Source organism: Mesorhizobium sp. C416B (genome assembly GCF_030323165.1).
Taxonomy (GTDB): domain Bacteria; phylum Pseudomonadota; class Alphaproteobacteria; order Rhizobiales; family Rhizobiaceae; genus Mesorhizobium.
On sequence record NZ_CP100471.1, the window covers coordinates 4,398,751 to 4,414,806 of the forward strand.

At 63.5% G+C, this 16,056-nt stretch carries 15 protein-coding genes and 1 tRNA gene; 8 read left to right on the forward strand and 8 right to left on the reverse strand.

Annotation, left to right across the window (positions count from 1 at the left end; genetic code table 11):
- Positions 1-49: 49 nt before the first annotated feature.
- The 6 genes from NLY43_RS21495 to tkt form a co-directional block, all read right to left on the reverse strand.
- Positions 50-790, reverse strand: a complete 741-nt coding sequence (locus tag NLY43_RS21495; protein ID WP_023711657.1) for a DUF899 domain-containing protein — start codon at positions 788-790, stop codon at positions 50-52.
- Positions 791-962: 172 nt separating this feature from the next.
- Complete coding sequence (locus tag NLY43_RS21500) at positions 963-1,988, reverse strand: class I fructose-bisphosphate aldolase (RefSeq protein ID WP_023711658.1); 1,026 nt, start codon at positions 1,986-1,988, stop codon at positions 963-965.
- A 121-nt stretch (positions 1,989-2,109) separates the two neighbouring features.
- Positions 2,110-3,312, reverse strand: coding sequence for a phosphoglycerate kinase (locus NLY43_RS21505; RefSeq protein WP_023711659.1), 1,203 nt, complete (start codon positions 3,310-3,312; stop codon positions 2,110-2,112).
- A gap of 145 nt (positions 3,313-3,457) precedes the next feature.
- On the reverse strand, positions 3,458-5,344 hold the full coding sequence (locus NLY43_RS21510; protein ID WP_023713276.1) for a potassium/proton antiporter: 1,887 nt from the start codon (positions 5,342-5,344) through the stop codon (positions 3,458-3,460).
- A gap of 206 nt (positions 5,345-5,550) precedes the next feature.
- Entirely contained in the window at positions 5,551-6,561 is a 1,011-nt protein-coding gene (gene gap / locus NLY43_RS21515) for a type I glyceraldehyde-3-phosphate dehydrogenase (RefSeq protein ID WP_023711661.1), read from the reverse strand.
- Positions 6,562-6,715: 154 nt separating this feature from the next.
- Positions 6,716-8,707 (reverse strand): transketolase, encoded by a 1,992-nt coding sequence (gene tkt / locus NLY43_RS21520; RefSeq protein WP_023711662.1) that lies wholly within the window; start codon positions 8,705-8,707, stop codon positions 6,716-6,718.
- Positions 8,708-8,980: 273 nt separating this feature from the next.
- Here tkt and NLY43_RS21525 point away from each other — a divergent pair, with 273 nt between their 5' ends.
- The 4 genes from NLY43_RS21525 to NLY43_RS21540 all read left to right on the forward strand — a co-directional run bounded on the left by NLY43_RS21525 (position 8,981) and on the right by NLY43_RS21540 (position 11,499).
- Positions 8,981-9,253 carry a DUF4164 domain-containing protein gene (locus tag NLY43_RS21525; protein ID WP_023670128.1) on the forward strand — a complete coding sequence of 91 codons (273 nt, stop codon included), beginning with the start codon at positions 8,981-8,983 and terminating at the stop codon, positions 9,251-9,253.
- A 12-nt stretch (positions 9,254-9,265) separates the two neighbouring features.
- Positions 9,266-9,631: a cell division protein ZapA gene (locus tag NLY43_RS21530; protein ID WP_023670127.1), complete on the forward strand. Its 366-nt coding sequence runs from the start codon at positions 9,266-9,268 to the stop codon at positions 9,629-9,631.
- Between the two features lie 190 nt (positions 9,632-9,821).
- Complete coding sequence (locus NLY43_RS21535) at positions 9,822-10,481, forward strand: peroxiredoxin (RefSeq protein ID WP_023711663.1); 660 nt, start codon at positions 9,822-9,824, stop codon at positions 10,479-10,481.
- Positions 10,482-10,626: 145 nt separating this feature from the next.
- Positions 10,627-11,499: an MBL fold metallo-hydrolase gene (locus tag NLY43_RS21540; protein ID WP_023711664.1), complete on the forward strand. Its 873-nt coding sequence runs from the start codon at positions 10,627-10,629 to the stop codon at positions 11,497-11,499.
- A 151-nt stretch (positions 11,500-11,650) separates the two neighbouring features.
- Here NLY43_RS21540 and rpoH read toward each other — a convergent pair whose 3' ends face one another.
- Both rpoH and NLY43_RS21550 read right to left on the reverse strand, forming a co-directional pair.
- Positions 11,651-12,562, reverse strand: a complete 912-nt coding sequence (gene rpoH, locus NLY43_RS21545; RefSeq protein ID WP_023670124.1) for an RNA polymerase sigma factor RpoH — start codon at positions 12,560-12,562, stop codon at positions 11,651-11,653.
- Between the two features lie 244 nt (positions 12,563-12,806).
- Positions 12,807-13,865, reverse strand: a complete 1,059-nt coding sequence (locus NLY43_RS21550) for an RluA family pseudouridine synthase (RefSeq protein WP_023711665.1) — start codon at positions 13,863-13,865, stop codon at positions 12,807-12,809.
- A gap of 25 nt (positions 13,866-13,890) precedes the next feature.
- Between NLY43_RS21550 and NLY43_RS21555 the strand changes: the two genes are divergently transcribed.
- The 4 genes from NLY43_RS21555 (at position 13,891) to NLY43_RS21570 (ending at position 16,035) form a co-directional block, all read left to right on the forward strand.
- Entirely contained in the window at positions 13,891-14,271 is a 381-nt protein-coding gene (locus tag NLY43_RS21555; protein WP_023670122.1) for a hypothetical protein, read from the forward strand.
- Positions 14,272-14,284: 13 nt separating this feature from the next.
- Entirely contained in the window at positions 14,285-14,692 is a 408-nt protein-coding gene (locus NLY43_RS21560; protein WP_023670121.1) for a VOC family protein, read from the forward strand.
- A gap of 91 nt (positions 14,693-14,783) precedes the next feature.
- Positions 14,784-14,858: transfer RNA gene (locus tag NLY43_RS21565), tRNA-Glu, on the forward strand.
- Positions 14,859-15,453: 595 nt separating this feature from the next.
- On the forward strand, positions 15,454-16,035 hold the full coding sequence (locus NLY43_RS21570) for a VOC family protein (protein ID WP_023711666.1): 582 nt from the start codon (positions 15,454-15,456) through the stop codon (positions 16,033-16,035).
- Positions 16,036-16,056: the final 21 nt, after the last annotated feature.

Here is a 16,056-nt window from a genome sequence, read left to right on the forward strand (position 1 = left end):
GAGATCAGCGGCAGCCTTAGCGCAAGTTTCGCCTGAGGTGAACGAGCTTCTAGTCGCAGCAGTTCGGCTTGTCCGCCTGCTTGTCCTGATATTCGTCATGCAGCCGCACCCAGTCCATCAGGCTATGATAAGGGCCATTTTCGCCGCGGCCCTTCGGTGTCATGTCGAGATAGTCGTAAGTGCCGATCTGGGCCTCGCCGCCGCGGGCGCGCGACATAAAGGTAACGAATATGTCGCCGTTCTCTTCCTTGTAGAAAACACTGGTGCCGGGAAGGTCCTTTGACGTGCGCGGACGCGTCTCGAAATTGTAGGTGGTGTCGCCGGCCGCGATCTGCTTGTCGGTGAAGGAGACCTGCATGTCGAAGTTCAAATCCGAGGCGTAGGACGACACCCAGTCGAATTTCCAGCCCATACGCTGCTTGTAAGGCAGCAGTTCCGCCAGCGGCGCGCGCGCAACCACCACCAGCGACACGTCGTGGTGCCTGAGATGCTGATCGGCGCCGTCTATATGGTCGGCAAGGAAGGAGCATCCTTCGCAGCGGTGGTTCGATCCTGGCGTCATCATAAAGTGGTAGACGATCAGTTGGCTGTTGGCGCCGAACAGTCCGGCCAGGTTCTTCGGACCCTGCTCGGTCTCGAAGACATAGTCCTTGCGGATTTTCATCCAGGGCAGTTCACGCCGCTCGGCGGCGATGCGCTCACGCAACCGTGTCAATTCCTTCTCGCGCGCCAGATGCGCCTTGTGCGCCTCAAACCAGTCTTCACGCGAAACCACCTTGCTGCGAGTCATGAAGTTCTCCCTGTCTGTTCACCCAAGGACGTCTGGGGTGGGCAGAAACCGACATCGCCGTCAGCTTTTGCCGAAAAGGAGATAAGGATGGACGAACTCCGTCCAAGCCGGGCTTTGCATAAACAAACCCGGGCGCATCGGCCCGGGTTGTATGACAACGGGAGGACTGCGCTCAGGCGGCCTGTTCGAGGCTCGCCGTCCATTGTCCCAGCGCCGCCAGATGGTTCATGTGGGCACGATGGGTGAAGGCGGCCTGGCCGGCGGCGACGTTCGATGCCTTGCCGCTCCAGGCCTTTTGCGGGGCGGCCTGCAAGGCGCGGCCATAGGAGAAGGTCAGCTTCCACGGATGCGGGCCGATGGCGTTGATGGCGTTGAGGTTGGCGGTAGCCTCCTCGTCCGACTGCCCGCCCGAAAGGAAGGCGATGCCCGGCACCGCTGCCGCTACGGTTTCGCGGAACAGTTTTATGGTCTTTTCCGCGACCTCTTCGGGGCTGCTCACCTTGCCTGATTTCCTGCCGGCCAGCACCATGTTCGGCTTCAGGATGGTGCCTTCCAGCACAACGCGCGCCGCATGCAGCTCGTCATAGAGCTTGATCAGCGTTGCCTTCGAGATGTCGTAGCAGGTGGCAATGTCGTGCGCGCCGTCCATCAGCACTTCCGGTTCGACGATCGGCACGATGCCGGCCTCCTGGCACAGTGCGGCATAGCGGGCCAGCGCATGGGCATTGGAGGCAATCGAATTGGCCGAGGGCACGCCCTTGCCGGTGTCGATGTCGATCACCGCGCGCCATTTGGCAAAGCGGGCGCCGAGCTTGTAATAATCCGCGAGCCGCTCGCGCAAGCCGTCGAGGCCTTCGGTAACGGTATCGCCGGGAAAGCCGGCGAGTGGCTTGGCGCCGGCATCGACCTTGATGCCGGGAATGGCGCCCGCCGCCTTGATGATGTCGACCAGAGGCGTGCCGTCGGCAGCCTTCTGACGGATGGTCTCGTCGTAGAGAATGACGCCGGAGATGTACTTCGTCATTGCGTCCTTGGCGCGGAACATCATCTCGCGGTAGTCGCGGCGGCTATCGGCGGTCGATTCGACGCCGATAACGTCGAAGCGCTTCTTGATGGTGCCGGAGCTCTCATCGGCGGCCAGCAGGCCCTTGCCGCCGGCCACCATCGCGGCGGCAATGTCTTCGAGACGTTCGCTCATTTTTGCTTCTCCTTGACGGTGTTGTTCCGCGCTTAAGGGAAGTCTACCGCCAAAGGAATGGCATCGGAAAGCTCGAATCGATTGAAAGTTTCCAGCGCCTCGTTTGACGCCCTCGTCCCGATCAGGCCTGCTTCTTCAGGACGTCGACGCCGGGCAGCGGCTTGCCTTCCATCCATTCCAGGAAAGCGCCACCGGCGGTCGAGACATAGGTGAAGTCGTCGGCGACGCCGGCATGGTTGAGGGCGGCCACCGTGTCGCCGCCACCGGCGACCGAGACCAGCTTGCCGGCCCTGGTGCGGGCCGCCGCGTGCCTGGCCGCCGCCACCGTGGCGTGGTCGAAAGGCTCGATCTCGAAGGCGCCGAGCGGGCCGTTCCAGACCAGCGTCGCGGCGCGGTCGATCCATTCACCGATCGTCTTCACGGTCTTTTCGCCGACATCGAGGATCATGCCGTCAGCCGGGACATCCGAAATGGCAACGGTCTCGCTGGCGGCACCCGCCTTGAATTCCTTGGCGACGACACCGTCGACAGGCAGGATGATGGCGCAGCCGGCTTCGGCGGCCTCGATCATGATCTGCTTGGCGGTCGCGGCAAGGTCATGCTCGCACAGCGACTTGCCAACAGCGGTGCCACGCGCGGCGATAAAAGTGTTGGCCATGCCGCCGCCGATCACCAGCGCGTCGACCTTCTTCACCAGGTTCATCAACAAGTCGATCTTGGTCGACACCTTGGCGCCGCCGACAATGGCGACGACAGGGCGGACCGGATTGCCGAGCCCCTTCTCCAGCGCCTCGAGCTCGGCCTGCATGGTGCGGCCGGCATAGGACGGCAACAGCCGCGCCAGGCCTTCGGTCGAGGAGTGCGCCCGGTGGGCGGCGGAAAAGGCGTCGTTGACGAAGATATCGCCATTGGCGGCGAGCCGCTCTGTGAAGGCCGGGTCGTTCTTCTCCTCGGTCTTGTGGAAGCGGGTGTTTTCCAGCAGCAGCACATCGCCCTTGTTCATGGCGGCGACCGCACTGCCCGCCGTGTCGCCGACGCAGTCGCCGGCAAAGCCGACGGGGCGGCCAAGCACCTCCGCGGCAGCCTTGGCGATCGGCTCCAGCGAGAATTCGGGCGAGGGACCATCCTTCGGGCGGCCGAAATGCGCGAGCAGGATGACCTTGGCGCCCTTGCCGGACAGTTCGGCGATGGTCGGCGCGATGCGTTCGATGCGGGTGGCGTCGGTGACCTTGCCGTCGGCGACGGGCACGTTGAGGTCGACGCGCACCAGCACGCGCTTGCCGCTGATATTGCCGATATCGTCGAGTGTCTTGAAGGCGGCCATGCTGATACCTTTCCGTGAAAAATCGCCGGGACCATACCTCGCATCGATGACGATGCAAGGCTTGAGCCGGGGTGCGAGCTAAATTTTGAGATCAAGGCGAAGGCTGTCGTGATGATGCGGGACGTCAGCGTGAACCGATCGCTTGTCAGCCTTCGGTCGTTATCTTTTCCGCCGTCGGCTCAAGGGCCTTCTCATTGGCTATCGCCTCTGCAGTCTGCGTCTCGGTCGGCTGGTGCCAGTTGCGGATGAAGGCGGAGACCCGATCGCCGATCTCGCCGGCGCTCAGGAACACCGGAACCCGCGCCACCGGCGCGGTCGGCTCGAAGGAGAGGCCGAGACCGGTGATCTTGCCCTTGTCGTCGACGTCGCGGACGATCAATTCGATCGGGCCGATCAGCACCCGGTCGGCATATTCGGCATGGCCGCCGAGCCGCGCCGTCACCAGCGCGCCGACGGTGAGCTTCTGCTCGGCTTCGCTCAATCCCGGAGTGTATGCGGCCTCGAGCTCTGCGGCCGAGCGGGCGGGATCGACGGCAAAGGCGCCGAAGAAGTCGGCATCCTCGGGGTCGACTACGGCGCGGCTGGCAAACAGCTTGTCAAGCAGGCGCGGATAGCGGTCGGGCACGAAGATGTAGACCTGGTCGCCGGCCGCGAGCCGGCCCATGTCCTGGAAACGCATCGAGCGGCCGTCGCGCAGCACCAGCGAGGGCCGTGCCCAGCGCGGGATGCGCTCGCCGCGCGCCACCGGGCTGCCGGGCGCGACGCGGTAGGCGAGCAGTTCGTGGTGGGCGGAGCCCGGCAGTTCGAGTTCGACCTTGTCGAGCGGCCCGAGTCTCGCCGGCACGATAAGGCCGAGCCGGCGCGCCAGCGGACCGACCGACCAGCCCTGCACCACCAGCGATACCAGCACGATGATGAAGGCGACGTTGAAGATGGTGCGGCCGTTCTCCAGTCCGCCGAGCAGTGGGGTGATGGCAAGCAGGATGGACACGGCGCCGCGCAGGCCGACCCAGGAGACGAAGGCGATCTCGGGACGCGGCAGGCGGAACGGGATCAGGCAGAGCCAGACGGCGACAGGGCGCGCGACAAACATCAGGAACAGGCCGAGCAGCACCGCCGGCACCATGATCGCCGGAAACTGCGAGGGTGTCGCGAACAGGCCGAGGATCAGGAACATGATGATCTGTGCCAGCCACGACATGCCGTCCTGGAAGCGCTTCAGGATGGTGACGGCGCGGATGTCGGAGTTGCCGGCAATCAGCCCGGCGAGATAGACCGCCAGGAAGCCCGAGCCGCCAATGGCGCCGGCGGCGGCGAACACCATCAGCGACAGGGTCAGCACGAAGATCGGCAGCAAGCCATGGTCGAGGTTGAGCCGGTCGACGAGGCGCACGATGCCGAGCCCGCCAAGCACGCCGACGACGGCGCCGAGCCCCATATTGAGCAGGAAGCCGAGGATCAGGTCGGTGACCAGCACATGGGTCTCGGGATTGGTGTGGGCAGCGATGATCTCGACCAGCGTGATGGTCAGGAAGATGGCGATCGGGTCGTTGGTGCCGGATTCGACTTCCAGTGTCGCGCGCACGCGCTCGCGCAGATTGATCTCGCCGGCGCGCAGCAGGAAGAACACCGCAGCCGCGTCGGTCGAGGCGACGGCAGCTCCAAGCAGGAAGGATTCCAGCCAGCTGAGGTCGAGCAGGTAATAGGCGGCGGCGCCGAACAGGCCAGTGGTCAGGATTACGCCGAAGGTCGCCAGCGACAGCGCCGGTCCGGCCGCCTGGCGCAGCGCGTTGAGCGGCGTGCCGAAACCGGAATCGAACAGGATGACCGCCAGCGCCAGTGAGCCGGCAAAATATGCCACGCGCGCATTGTCGAATTCGATGCCGAGACCATCGACGCCGCTGGCGAGGCCGATGCAGAGGAAGAGCAGCAGCAAAGGGGCGCCGAAGCGAAAGGCGATCAGGCTCGAGAACGCTGCGGCGACGACTAGCGCTGTGCCGACCAGCGTGACGAGATAGATCGCATGCTCCATCCGTGATTTGCCCCTCGAATTCCTCTTTCTACCGATTCACGGGAGAGTGGGGCGAAGGCATGGCCGGTGCAAGGCGCAAGGGTGGCTTTTTGCCTTATGCCGCTGATTTTCCGGCGTTTGGCGGCTCGGCGCGCCTTGCCCGGCGCGCTGACGAAAAACGCCCGGGCAAAGCCGGGCGTTCGAAGCTGCAAGACGATGCCTTCAGGTCAGGCGATGGTCTTGCCGAAGGCGACCGAGGTGTCGGCCATGCGGTTGGAGAAGCCCCACTCATTGTCGTACCAGGACAGCACCGAAGCGAAGTTGCCGTCCATGACCTTGGTCTGGTCGAGCGCCAGGATCGACGAGCGCGGATCGTGGTTGAAGTCGATCGACACATTCGGATGATGGGTGACGCCGAGAATGCCCTTGAGCTTGCCGTTGGAGGCGGCGATCACCGCTTCGTTGATCTCCTGCACGGTGGTGGCGCGCTTGGCGATGAACTTGAAGTCGACAACCGAGACGTTGGGGGTCGGCACGCGGATCGAGATGCCGTCGAGCTTGCCCTTGAGGTCGGGCAGCACCAGGCCGATCGCCTTGGCCGCACCGGTCGAGGTCGGGATCTGCGACAGGGCAGCCGCGCGGCCGCGGTAGAGATCCTTGTGCATGGTGTCCAGCGTCGGCTGGTCGCCGGTGTAGGAGTGGATCGTCGTCATCATGCCCTTTTCGATGCCGACGGTCTCGTGCAGCACTGCGGCCAGCGGCGCCAGGCAGTTGGTGGTGCAGGACGCATTCGAGATCACGATGTGGTCCTTGGTCAGCTTGTCGTGGTTGATGCCGTAGACGACGGTGAGGTCAGCACCTTCGGCAGGCGCGGAGACGACGACGCGCTTGGCGCCGGCGGTCAAATGCGCGGCAGCCTTGTCGCGGGCGGTGAAGATGCCGGTGCATTCGAGCGCGATGTCGATGCCGAGTTCCTTCCACGGCAGTTGCGCCGGGTCCTTGATCGCGGTGACCTTGAAGGTCTCCTTGCCGACGGTGATCTGGTCGCCCGAGACCGACACTTCGTGCGGGAAGCGGCCGTGCACGCTGTCATAGCGCAGCAGATGCGCGTTGGTCTCGACCGGGCCGAGGTCGTTGACGGCGACCACGTCGATGTCCTTGCGGCCGGATTCATGGATGGCGCGCAGGATGTTGCGGCCGATGCGGCCAAATCCGTTGATGGCAACTCTGACGGTCATTTTACTCTCCCTGGGAGCTGGAGGCGGCAGATGGGTCCGCAGCTTCATAGCGGCGGATGGCACAAGAATCCAGCCGCAGAAGGCCGAATTTAAATCGATTAGGTTGGTCCACCCCGCGAATCCGCCTCGGAGGTGCGCGGGACTGACCCTGATCTTACTGGCCGTGCAGGCGGGCTTCCGCCGCCTTGGCCGCGGCTTCGGCGGTGATGCCGAAATGCGGGTAGAGCTGCTCGATGGTGCCGGAAGCGCCAAAGCCGGTCATGCCGATGAAGATGCCGTCGGAGCCGATCAGGTGATCCCAGCCCTGACGGATGCCAGCCTCGATCGCCATCTTGATCGGCGCGTTGCCGATCGTCTCCTTGCGGTAGGCGTCGCTCTGCTGGTCGAACAGTTCGAAGCAAGGCACCGAGACGACGCGGGTCGGGTGCCCGTGCTTTTCAAGCAAATCACGGGCGCCGAGCGCGATCTCGACCTCGGAGCCGGTGGCGAAGATCGTCACCGCCGCTTCGCCGCTCGCCGCGGCCAGTTCATAGGCGCCCTGGCTCGAGAGGTTCCTGGCCGAGTGCTCGGTGCGCACCGTCGGCAGGTTCTGACGGGTGAGCGCCAGGGTGGACGGGGTCTTTTCCGATTCAATGGCGATCTGCCAGCATTCGGCGGTTTCCACCGCGTCGGCCGGGCGGAAGACATTGTGGTTGGGGATGGCGCGGAGCGCCGCCAGGTGCTCGACCGGCTGGTGGGTCGGGCCGTCTTCGCCCAAACCGATCGAATCATGGGTCATGACGAAGATCGAGCGGATGCCCATCAGCGACGCCAGCCGCATCGACGGACGGGCATAGTCGGAGAAGCACATGAAGGTGCCACCATAGGCGATGAGGCCGCCATGCAGCGTCAGGCCGTTGAGGGCGGCCGCCATGCCATGCTCGCGGATGCCGTAGTGGACATAGCGCTGGCCGTAATCGTCCGGCGTGATGTTCTTGGTCTGGCTGGTCTTGGTGTTGTTGGAGCCGGTGAGGTCGGCAGAGCCGCCGATGGTTTCCGGCACCGCGCCATTGATGACTTCCAGCGCCATTTCCGACGATTTGCGGGTGGCGACCTTCGGCTTGTCGGCCGACAGCTTCTTCTTGTAGTCGGCAATGACGGCATCGAAATTCGACGGCAGCTTGCCGGCGAGGCGGCGCTCGAACTCGGTCTTCAACTCAGACTTGGCCTTGGCCAGGCGGCCTTCCCAGTCGGTGCGCGGCTTGACGCCGGCCTTGCCGGCGGTGCGCCAGGCGTCGAGAATGTCGGCCGGAATTTCGAAGGGCGGCGAGTCCCAGTTGAAGAATTTCCGCGCGCCTGCGATCTCGTCGGCACCGAGCGGCGAACCGTGGGCCTTGTTGGTGCCGGCCTTGGTCGGGGCGCCGAAGCCGATGGTCGTCTTGCAGGCGATCATCGTCGGCTTGTCGGAATGGCGGGCGGCTTCGATGGCGTAGGCGATCGCCTCGGGGTCGGTGCCGTCAATGTGGCTGGCGTTCCAGCCCGAGGCCTGGAAGCGGGCGACCTGGTCGGTGTTGTCTGCAAGCGAAACCGGACCGTCGATCGAGATGTTGTTGTTGTCCCAGAAGACGATCAGCTTGTTGAGCTTGAGGTGGCCGGCCAGCGCGATGGCTTCCTGGGAAACACCTTCCATCAGGCAGCCGTCGCCGGCCAGCACATAGGTGTAGTGGTCGACGAGGTCGTTGCCGAAGGCGGCGTTCATGATGCGCTCGCCGAGCGCGAAGCCGACCGAATTGGCGAGACCCTGGCCGAGCGGGCCGGTCGTCGTCTCGATGCCGGTGGCATGGCCGTATTCGGGATGGCCGGCAGTCTTGGAACCCAGCTGGCGGAAATGCTTGATCTGGTCGAGGGTCATGTCCTCGTAACCGGTCAGATGCAGCAGCGAGTAGAGCAGCATAGAACCATGGCCGGCCGACAGGATGAAGCGGTCTCGGTCCGGCCAATGGGGGTTCTTCGGATCATATTTCAGAAAGCGGGTGAACAGCACTGTGGCGATGTCGGCGCAGCCCATGGGCAGGCCGGGATGGCCGGACTGGGACTTCTCGACGGCGTCCATGGAGAGAAAACGGATCGCATTGGCCATCCGGTCATGTTGTTCACGCGACGTCATGGTACCTCCGGGGTGGGAATTTGTGGGCTTGGCAGAGCCCAGGAAAGAGTGCGCGACACATAGCAGCCACGGGCTTTTAGTCAACAAATCGGCAGCACATTTGCCGGTCTTGTGATGGCTTTGAGACCTTATGGGGCGACCTACATTAGCGTTAGCGGGGGACAGTCGCGAGAGCTTTGTTGACGTTGCCTTCACCCGGTGCCTAATGTTTCCTTGTTAACGCGTTCTGAACGCGAAGCGATTCGGTGATGGGCAGGGCACAGGACGAAGGCCATGACCGGCGAAACCACACTCAAGGAAGTCATCCACAGGCTGGGCAAGGCCATCGAGGGGCTGGAAAACGCCGTCGCGGCCAAGCTCGAGCACGAGCGCGACTATTCCGAAGCCGAGGCTGAGGTGCAGCGCATGAACGCCGACCGTTCACGGCTGGCGCAGGAACTCGACAATTCCGAAGCCCGCGCCGAACGGCTGGAAGATGCCAACAAGGAAGTGTCGCGCCGCTTGGTGACCGCCATGGAAACCATCCGCGCGGTGCTGGACAGGTAGGAGCTGCAGGCCATGGCACAGGTCACGGTTTCCATCGACGGCAAGCAGTATCGCATGGCTTGCGACGAGGGTCAGGAGGAGCACCTGATCGACCTCGCCGAGCGGTTCGACCGTTATGTCTCGCATCTGAAGGATTCGTTCGGCGAGATCGGCGACCAGCGGCTGACGGTGATGGCCGGTATCATGGTGATGGACGAGCTTTCGGAGCTGCAGAAGCGGGTCAAGGGCATGGAGACCGAAGTGCAGACGCTGCGCAAGACGCGCGACGAAGCGCTGACCAAGGCCGACAAGAACGACACCGTGCTGACCAGCGCGCTCGGCGCGCTCGCCCAGCGCATGGAAGACCTGGCCACGTCGCTGGCGGTCAACAAGGCCTGAGCCTTCCCCGCACAAACGAAAGATTGTCGGCCCAACGTCGGTCCGTAGAACGAAAGTGCTCGTTCCGTCGCCAATAATAGTTTCCTATTGTCCTGCAGCCGCGATTTTTGCGCTAAGATGCGGGAATGCCGGAGCGTTGACGCCGTCCACGGCCGCTCCTGACGAAATCTGTTGCTGGGGAAATAATGCCATGAGCCTTCGTATCAACGACATCGCGCCTGACTTCACCGCCGATACCACGCAAGGGCCGATCAAGTTTCATGACTGGATCGGCGACGGCTGGGCGATCCTGTTCAGCCATCCGAAGAATTTCACCCCGGTCTGCACCACCGAGCTGGGCACGATGGCGGGGCTCGAAGGCGAGTTCAAGAAGCGCAACGTCAAGGTCATCGGCATTTCCGTCGATCCCGTTGCGAGCCACGACAAGTGGCAGGCCGACATCAAGACGGCGACCGGCCAGACGGTGAATTACCCGCTGATCGGCGACAAGGACCTCAAGGTGGCCAAGCTTTATGACATGCTGCCGGCGGGCGCCGGCGAGACGTCGGAAGGCCGCACGCCGGCCGACAACGCCACGGTGCGCTCGGTCTATGTCATCGGGCCGGACAAGAAGATCAAGCTGGTGCTGACCTACCCGATGACGACGGGCCGCAACTTCGACGAGATCCTGCGCGCGGTCGATTCCATGCAGCTGACCGCCAAGCACCAGGTGGCGACGCCGGCCAACTGGAAGCAGGGCGAGGATGTGATCATCACCGCCGCGGTTTCGAACGAAGATGCGGTCAAGCGTTTTGGCGCTTTCGAGACGATCCTGCCCTATCTCAGGAAGACCAAGCAGCCGTCAGCCTAGGTTTTCTCCGTCGGAGCTATTTCGGGCTTCAGTCCTATTTCTGGCAAGGCGTGCTTGACCGGCGCGCTTTGCCAGATGACCATGCTGTTGTTCAACCCGACGGAGAAAACGGTTCCTGTCGGGCAAGGGGCAGGGGGGCCGGACATTGGACATCGCTTCGGCCAAACCTGAGGTCGCCGGCTTCTACGACAAGCCGACCGGCGCCATCCAGTATGTCGTCACCGACCCGGTGACGAGACGCTGCGCCGTCATCGACCCGATCCTCGACTTCGACGAAAAATCCGGCGCGACGGCGACGAAGAATGCCGACGCCTTGCTGGATTTTATCCGCGAAAACGGGCTGGAGCTCGAGTGGATTCTGGACACCCATCCGCATGCCGATCATTTCTCGGCGGCGCACTATCTCCGGGAAAAGACCGGCGCGCCGACGGCGATCGGCGACAGGATCGTCGAAGTCCAGGCGCTGTGGAAGGCGATCTACAACTGGCCGGATTTCCCCGCAGACGGCTCGCAGTGGGACCGGCTGTTTGGGGAAGGCGAAACGTTCATGATCGGCAACCTGCCGGTCAAGGTGCTGTTCTCGCCCGGCCACACGCTCGCCTCGATCACCTATGTCATTGGCGACGCAGCCTTCGTCCACGACACGCTGTTCATGCCCGACAGCGGCTCGGCAAGGACGGACTTTCCCGGCGGCAGTGCCGCGCGGCTGTGGCATTCGATTGAGGGCATTCTGGCGCTGCCGGACGATACGCGCGTGTTCGTCGGCCACGACTATCAGGCCGGCGGGCGCGAGCCGTGCTGGGAGAGCACGGTCGCCGAGCAGAGGGCAAAGAATATCCACCTCGTTGCGGCGCGCAGCGAAGCCGAGTTCGTCGCCTTGCGCGAAGCGCGCGACAAGACACTGCCGATGCCGCGGCTGATCCTGCATGCGCTGCAGGTCAACATGAATGGTGGACGGCTGCCGGAACCGGAGGCCAATGGGAGGCGGTATCTGAAGTTTCCGCTTGATGGGCTTTGAGAGGGCAGTTGGCGAAGCTGCCGATCTCCCCCGCAAGGGGGGAGATTGGATGTCAAGAATGCTTTCGCCAATCGCCAGCGTAAGCGTAAGACATAAAAAAGGCGGCGCCGGTTTCCCGACGCCGCCTTCTGTTCCTTAGCCGAACCCGGCTTTACGCCGCCGGCTGCGCCTCGATCGTGCGCAGCGCCTGCATCTGGCGCTTGGCGGCGGCCTTGACCGCGTCCTGCACCTTCTCGAAGGCGCGCACCTCGATCTGGCGCACGCGCTCGCGGCTGATGTCGAACTCGGAAGACAGCTCTTCCAGCGTCAGTGGCTCCTCGGCGAGGCGGCGGGCCTCGAAGATGCGCCGCTCACGATCGTTGAGCACGGCCAGAGCGCCCGACAGCATGCCGCGGCGGTTTTCCAGCTCGTCCTGCTCGATCAGCATGTCTTCCTGGCTTTCGTGGTCATCGACCAGCCAGTCCTGCCATTCGCCGGATTCACCCTCGCTGGCGCGGATCGGCGCGTTCAGCGACGCGTCGCCCGACAGGCGGCGGTTCATCGACACGACTTCGGCTTCCGACACGTTCAGCCTGGTGGCGATCTCGGTGATCTGGTCGGGCTTGAGGTCGCCATCGTCCAGCGCCTGGATCTTGCCCTTCACCTTGCGCAGGTTGAAGAACAGGCGCTTCTGATTGGCGGTCGTGCCCATCTTGACCAGGCTCCACGAGCGCAGGATGTACTCCTGGATCGAGGCCTTGATCCACCACATGGCGTAGGTCGCGAGGCGGAAGCCACGCTCGGGTTCGAATTTCTTGACGGCCTGCATCAGGCCGACATTGCCTTCCGAGATCACTTCGCCGATCGGCAGGCCGTAGCCGCGATAGCCCATGGCGATCTTGGCAACAAGCCGAAGATGGCTGGTGACGAGCTTGTGCGCAGCGGAAGTGTCTTCATGCTCGGCGTAGCGCTTGGCGAGCATGTACTCTTCCTGCGGCTGAAGCATCGGAAAGCGGCGGATTTCTTCCAGGTAGCGGCTGAGGCCGCCTTCGCCGGAAACAATACTGGGTAGTGACTGGGCCATGATTGCGCCCCCTCTCTATTGGAGTGATGCCCCCGAAACGCGGCGGGCATGTGACGCGAGCACCAAAAGGCTCGCCCGCGACAACTGATTCATATAGGAACAAAACCAGAAAAGACAGGCATTTGTTCAACACGAAACAGTGTGTCACGCTGAAGTGAACAATGCCGCTCAGGTTTTAGCTGGCTCGTTTAGACGCAATTCCGGACGGAAAACCGTTTCACACTTTTCCTGGAATTGCTCGGGTTCAGAGCTTGCGGAAGCCGCCGACGAGTTCCTCCATGTCCCCCGGTATCGGCGCCTCGAACCTCATCGATAAATGGGTAGCCGGGTGCCGAAATGCAAGGAGCCAGGCATGCAAAGCTTGCCTGGAAAATGCCTTGACCTGGGTTTTCAGCGGCTCGGGCAGCCGGTTGGCCTTGGTGCGGAAGGCCTGGCCGTAATCCGGGTCGCCGATGACGGGGTGGCCGATATGAGCCATGTGGACGCGGATCTGGTGGGTGCGGCCGGTTTCCAGCCGGCATTCGACCAGGCTGGCGGCGGCGAACGGCTGCTGGTTTTCGCCGAAACGCTCCTTGACGGTGAAATGCGTGACGGCGTGGCGGGCGTCGTCACGGCCTTCCGGCACGACGGCGCGGCGCACGCGGTCGGCGGCACGGCCAAGCGGCGCGTCGACCGTTCCGGTCGGCCGCGACGGGATTCCCCAGACCAGCGCCAGATAAGCACGTTCGAGGTCGCCGGTGCGGCCGTGGTCGGCAAAGGCCTCCGACAGCGCCTTGTGGGCGCGGTCGGTCTTGGCCACCACCATGACGCCGCTGGTTTCCTTGTCCAGCCGATGGACGATGCCCGGCCGCCTGACGCCGCCAATGCCTGAGAGACTGTCGCCGCAGTGGTGGATCAGGGCATTGACCAGCGTGCCGGTCCAGTTGCCGGCGCCGGGATGGACGACGAGGCCGGCCGGCTTGTTGATGACGATCAACTCGTCGTCCTCATAAAGCACGTCGAGCGCGATGGCCTCGCCTTGCGGTTCGGCCGGTTCCGGCTCGGGCCTGACGACCGATACGCGCTCGCCGGCACTCATCTTGCGCTTGGTCTCGTCGACCGGCTTGCCGTCGATCGAAACGGCACCTTGCCGGATCAGCATCTGCACCCGGCTGCGCGACATGTCAGGCCCGAGGGCGCTCGCCAGCCATTGGTCGAGGCGCTGGCCGGCCGCTTCCGCGCCGGCTTCGAGCACGGTCGGCGCCGCCTCTATGAATTGTACAGCCTCTATCAATTCAGGGGTCTCTTCGTTATGAGCGCTCATCGAAAAAGTTCCGGAAAGTTCTGCCATGGCCCGGCCCGTTGCCGATGAAGAAGAAAAGCCGCTCGATCCCGAGATCGAAAAGGTGCGCGGCAGGCTCATCCGCTTCATGGCCATCAATCTCGGCCTGCTTTTGCTGGCCCTTATGGTGGTGATCGCGGCCATTGTCTACAAATCGCGCAGGGCGCCGCCCGCGAACCCGCCGCTCGCCAACGACATTCCAGTTCCGCCCGGCGAGCCGCTCGCGGCCGACATAGTGCTCCCGGTCGGAGCCAAGGTGATTAGCCAGGCTCTGTCGGGCAATCGCATTTCGATCGACGCCGAGCTCAGCGACGGCAGCCGCACCATCTTTGTCTACGACATCGCCGAGCGCCGTATCATCGGCCGCTTCGCCATCCGCAACAAATAGCCGGGCCGAAACAATGACCGGGTTTGCCGAACATCGCCGCATCGCAACCATCACGCTCGTCGTCGCCGACTATGACGAGGCGATCGCCTGGTATGTCGGCAAGCTTGGCTTTGTCCTCTGCGACGACATCGAGCTCGGCGACGGCAAGCGCTGGGTGACGGTAACGCCGGCGGTCGGGCAAGGGCCCCGGCTGCTTCTGGCGGAGGCGTTGGACGATGTGCAGAAGAGCCGCGTCGGCGACCAGACCGGAGGCCGCGTGGTTTTGTTTCTCGAAACCGATGATTTTGCCACGGACCATGCGACGATGCTGGAGAACGGCGTCGAGTTCCACGAAACGCCACGCCATGAGCCTTACGGCACCGTGGCGGTTTTCGCCGACCTCTATGGCAATCTGTGGGACCTGATCGAGCCGAAACGCTAGGTCCACGAACCGACATTGCACAGAAGCGGTCCGGCCGTTCGAAGCCAGTTGCTTTTTCCAAACCGTCAGCCTATATCGCCGGTTCTTGAACGCGCCCATCGTCTAGCGGTCAGGACACCGCCCTCTCACGGCGGGAACAGGGGTTCGATTCCCCTTGGGCGTACCAAGCAACGACTTTCCTTCCGCATCATCGAAAATTTCGGGCAGCAGCCGCGCGGATCGCGTGTGACCGCGAGGGTCGGCGGCATCAGCGAAATTCGGCAAGTCCGCGCACCCGAATACACCCAATTTAAGTCAGGCCGCGACGCTTGAAAGCGTAGCGATCTCTGTTACTTGCGGTGCGGGGATAGCATCTGCGGCAACGCGGATTTGGTTGGGCATAGCAGGCATGAATTCGGCAAAAATGATATGCCCGTGCTGTCACGGCAGCGGGCAGGTTTTCGATTGCTTGAAATGGCGTGAGTCGAAAGGGCATTGCTGCCCGCAAGGCACGCATCGGGCCGGCTGTCCCGGGCAGACCATGGCATGTGCCGAATGCGCGGGCCTGGGTACCCTGGCGGAGGCCGAACTCAGAGCCGTTGCGTAGCCTCAGGTCATGCAACCTTAAGCCTCTTTCACCATCCAGCGCCGGCAGTCTCCGCGAGCTTCTGGCGCGGCGCTGCCAATTGCACTAGCATCACTGTACGAAGCCTAGCCAAAGGGCTCTTTGCGGCGCGCAAGACGCCGGGGAACATAGGCGAGGGTCGGCGAGGAGGAGACCGATGCAGAAACTGCAGTCGCAGGGCGTCCATCACATCACGCTCGTCGGCGCCGGCCGCCAGACCTCGATCGATTTCTGGGAGGGCGTGCTCGGCATGCCGTTCATTTTCGAGCAACCCAATCTCGACAAGCCAAGCGAAAGCCATCTTTATTTCGATCCCGGCGACGGCAGGCTGATCACCGTCTTCACCGACGAGAGCCGCACGCCTGTCAAGCGGCGCACGCCCACCGAACCGGGCTGCGTCCATCATATTGCGTTCTCGGTGTCGCGCGTGACCTTCCTGCAGGCGGTCGCCCGGCTCGACGAGCGCGCCATCAAGCACAGCGGCGTCAAGGACCGCGGCTTCATGGATTCGATCTATTTCGAGGATCCGCTCGGCCTTTTGATCGAGCTGGCGTCCTACCGCTTCGAGCCGCCGGCCGGCTTCACCCACGCCGACGTCTTGATGCAGGCGCACAAGCTGCGCGTTGCGCGCGGCGACTACAACATCGCCGAAGTGCACCTTGCCGACGCGATCCAGACGCTGGTCGAACGGTCGCGCGCGACCTTGTCGGACGACCGGACGCCGAAGAATCCATACTGACGGCCAGCAAAGGGGGAGGAC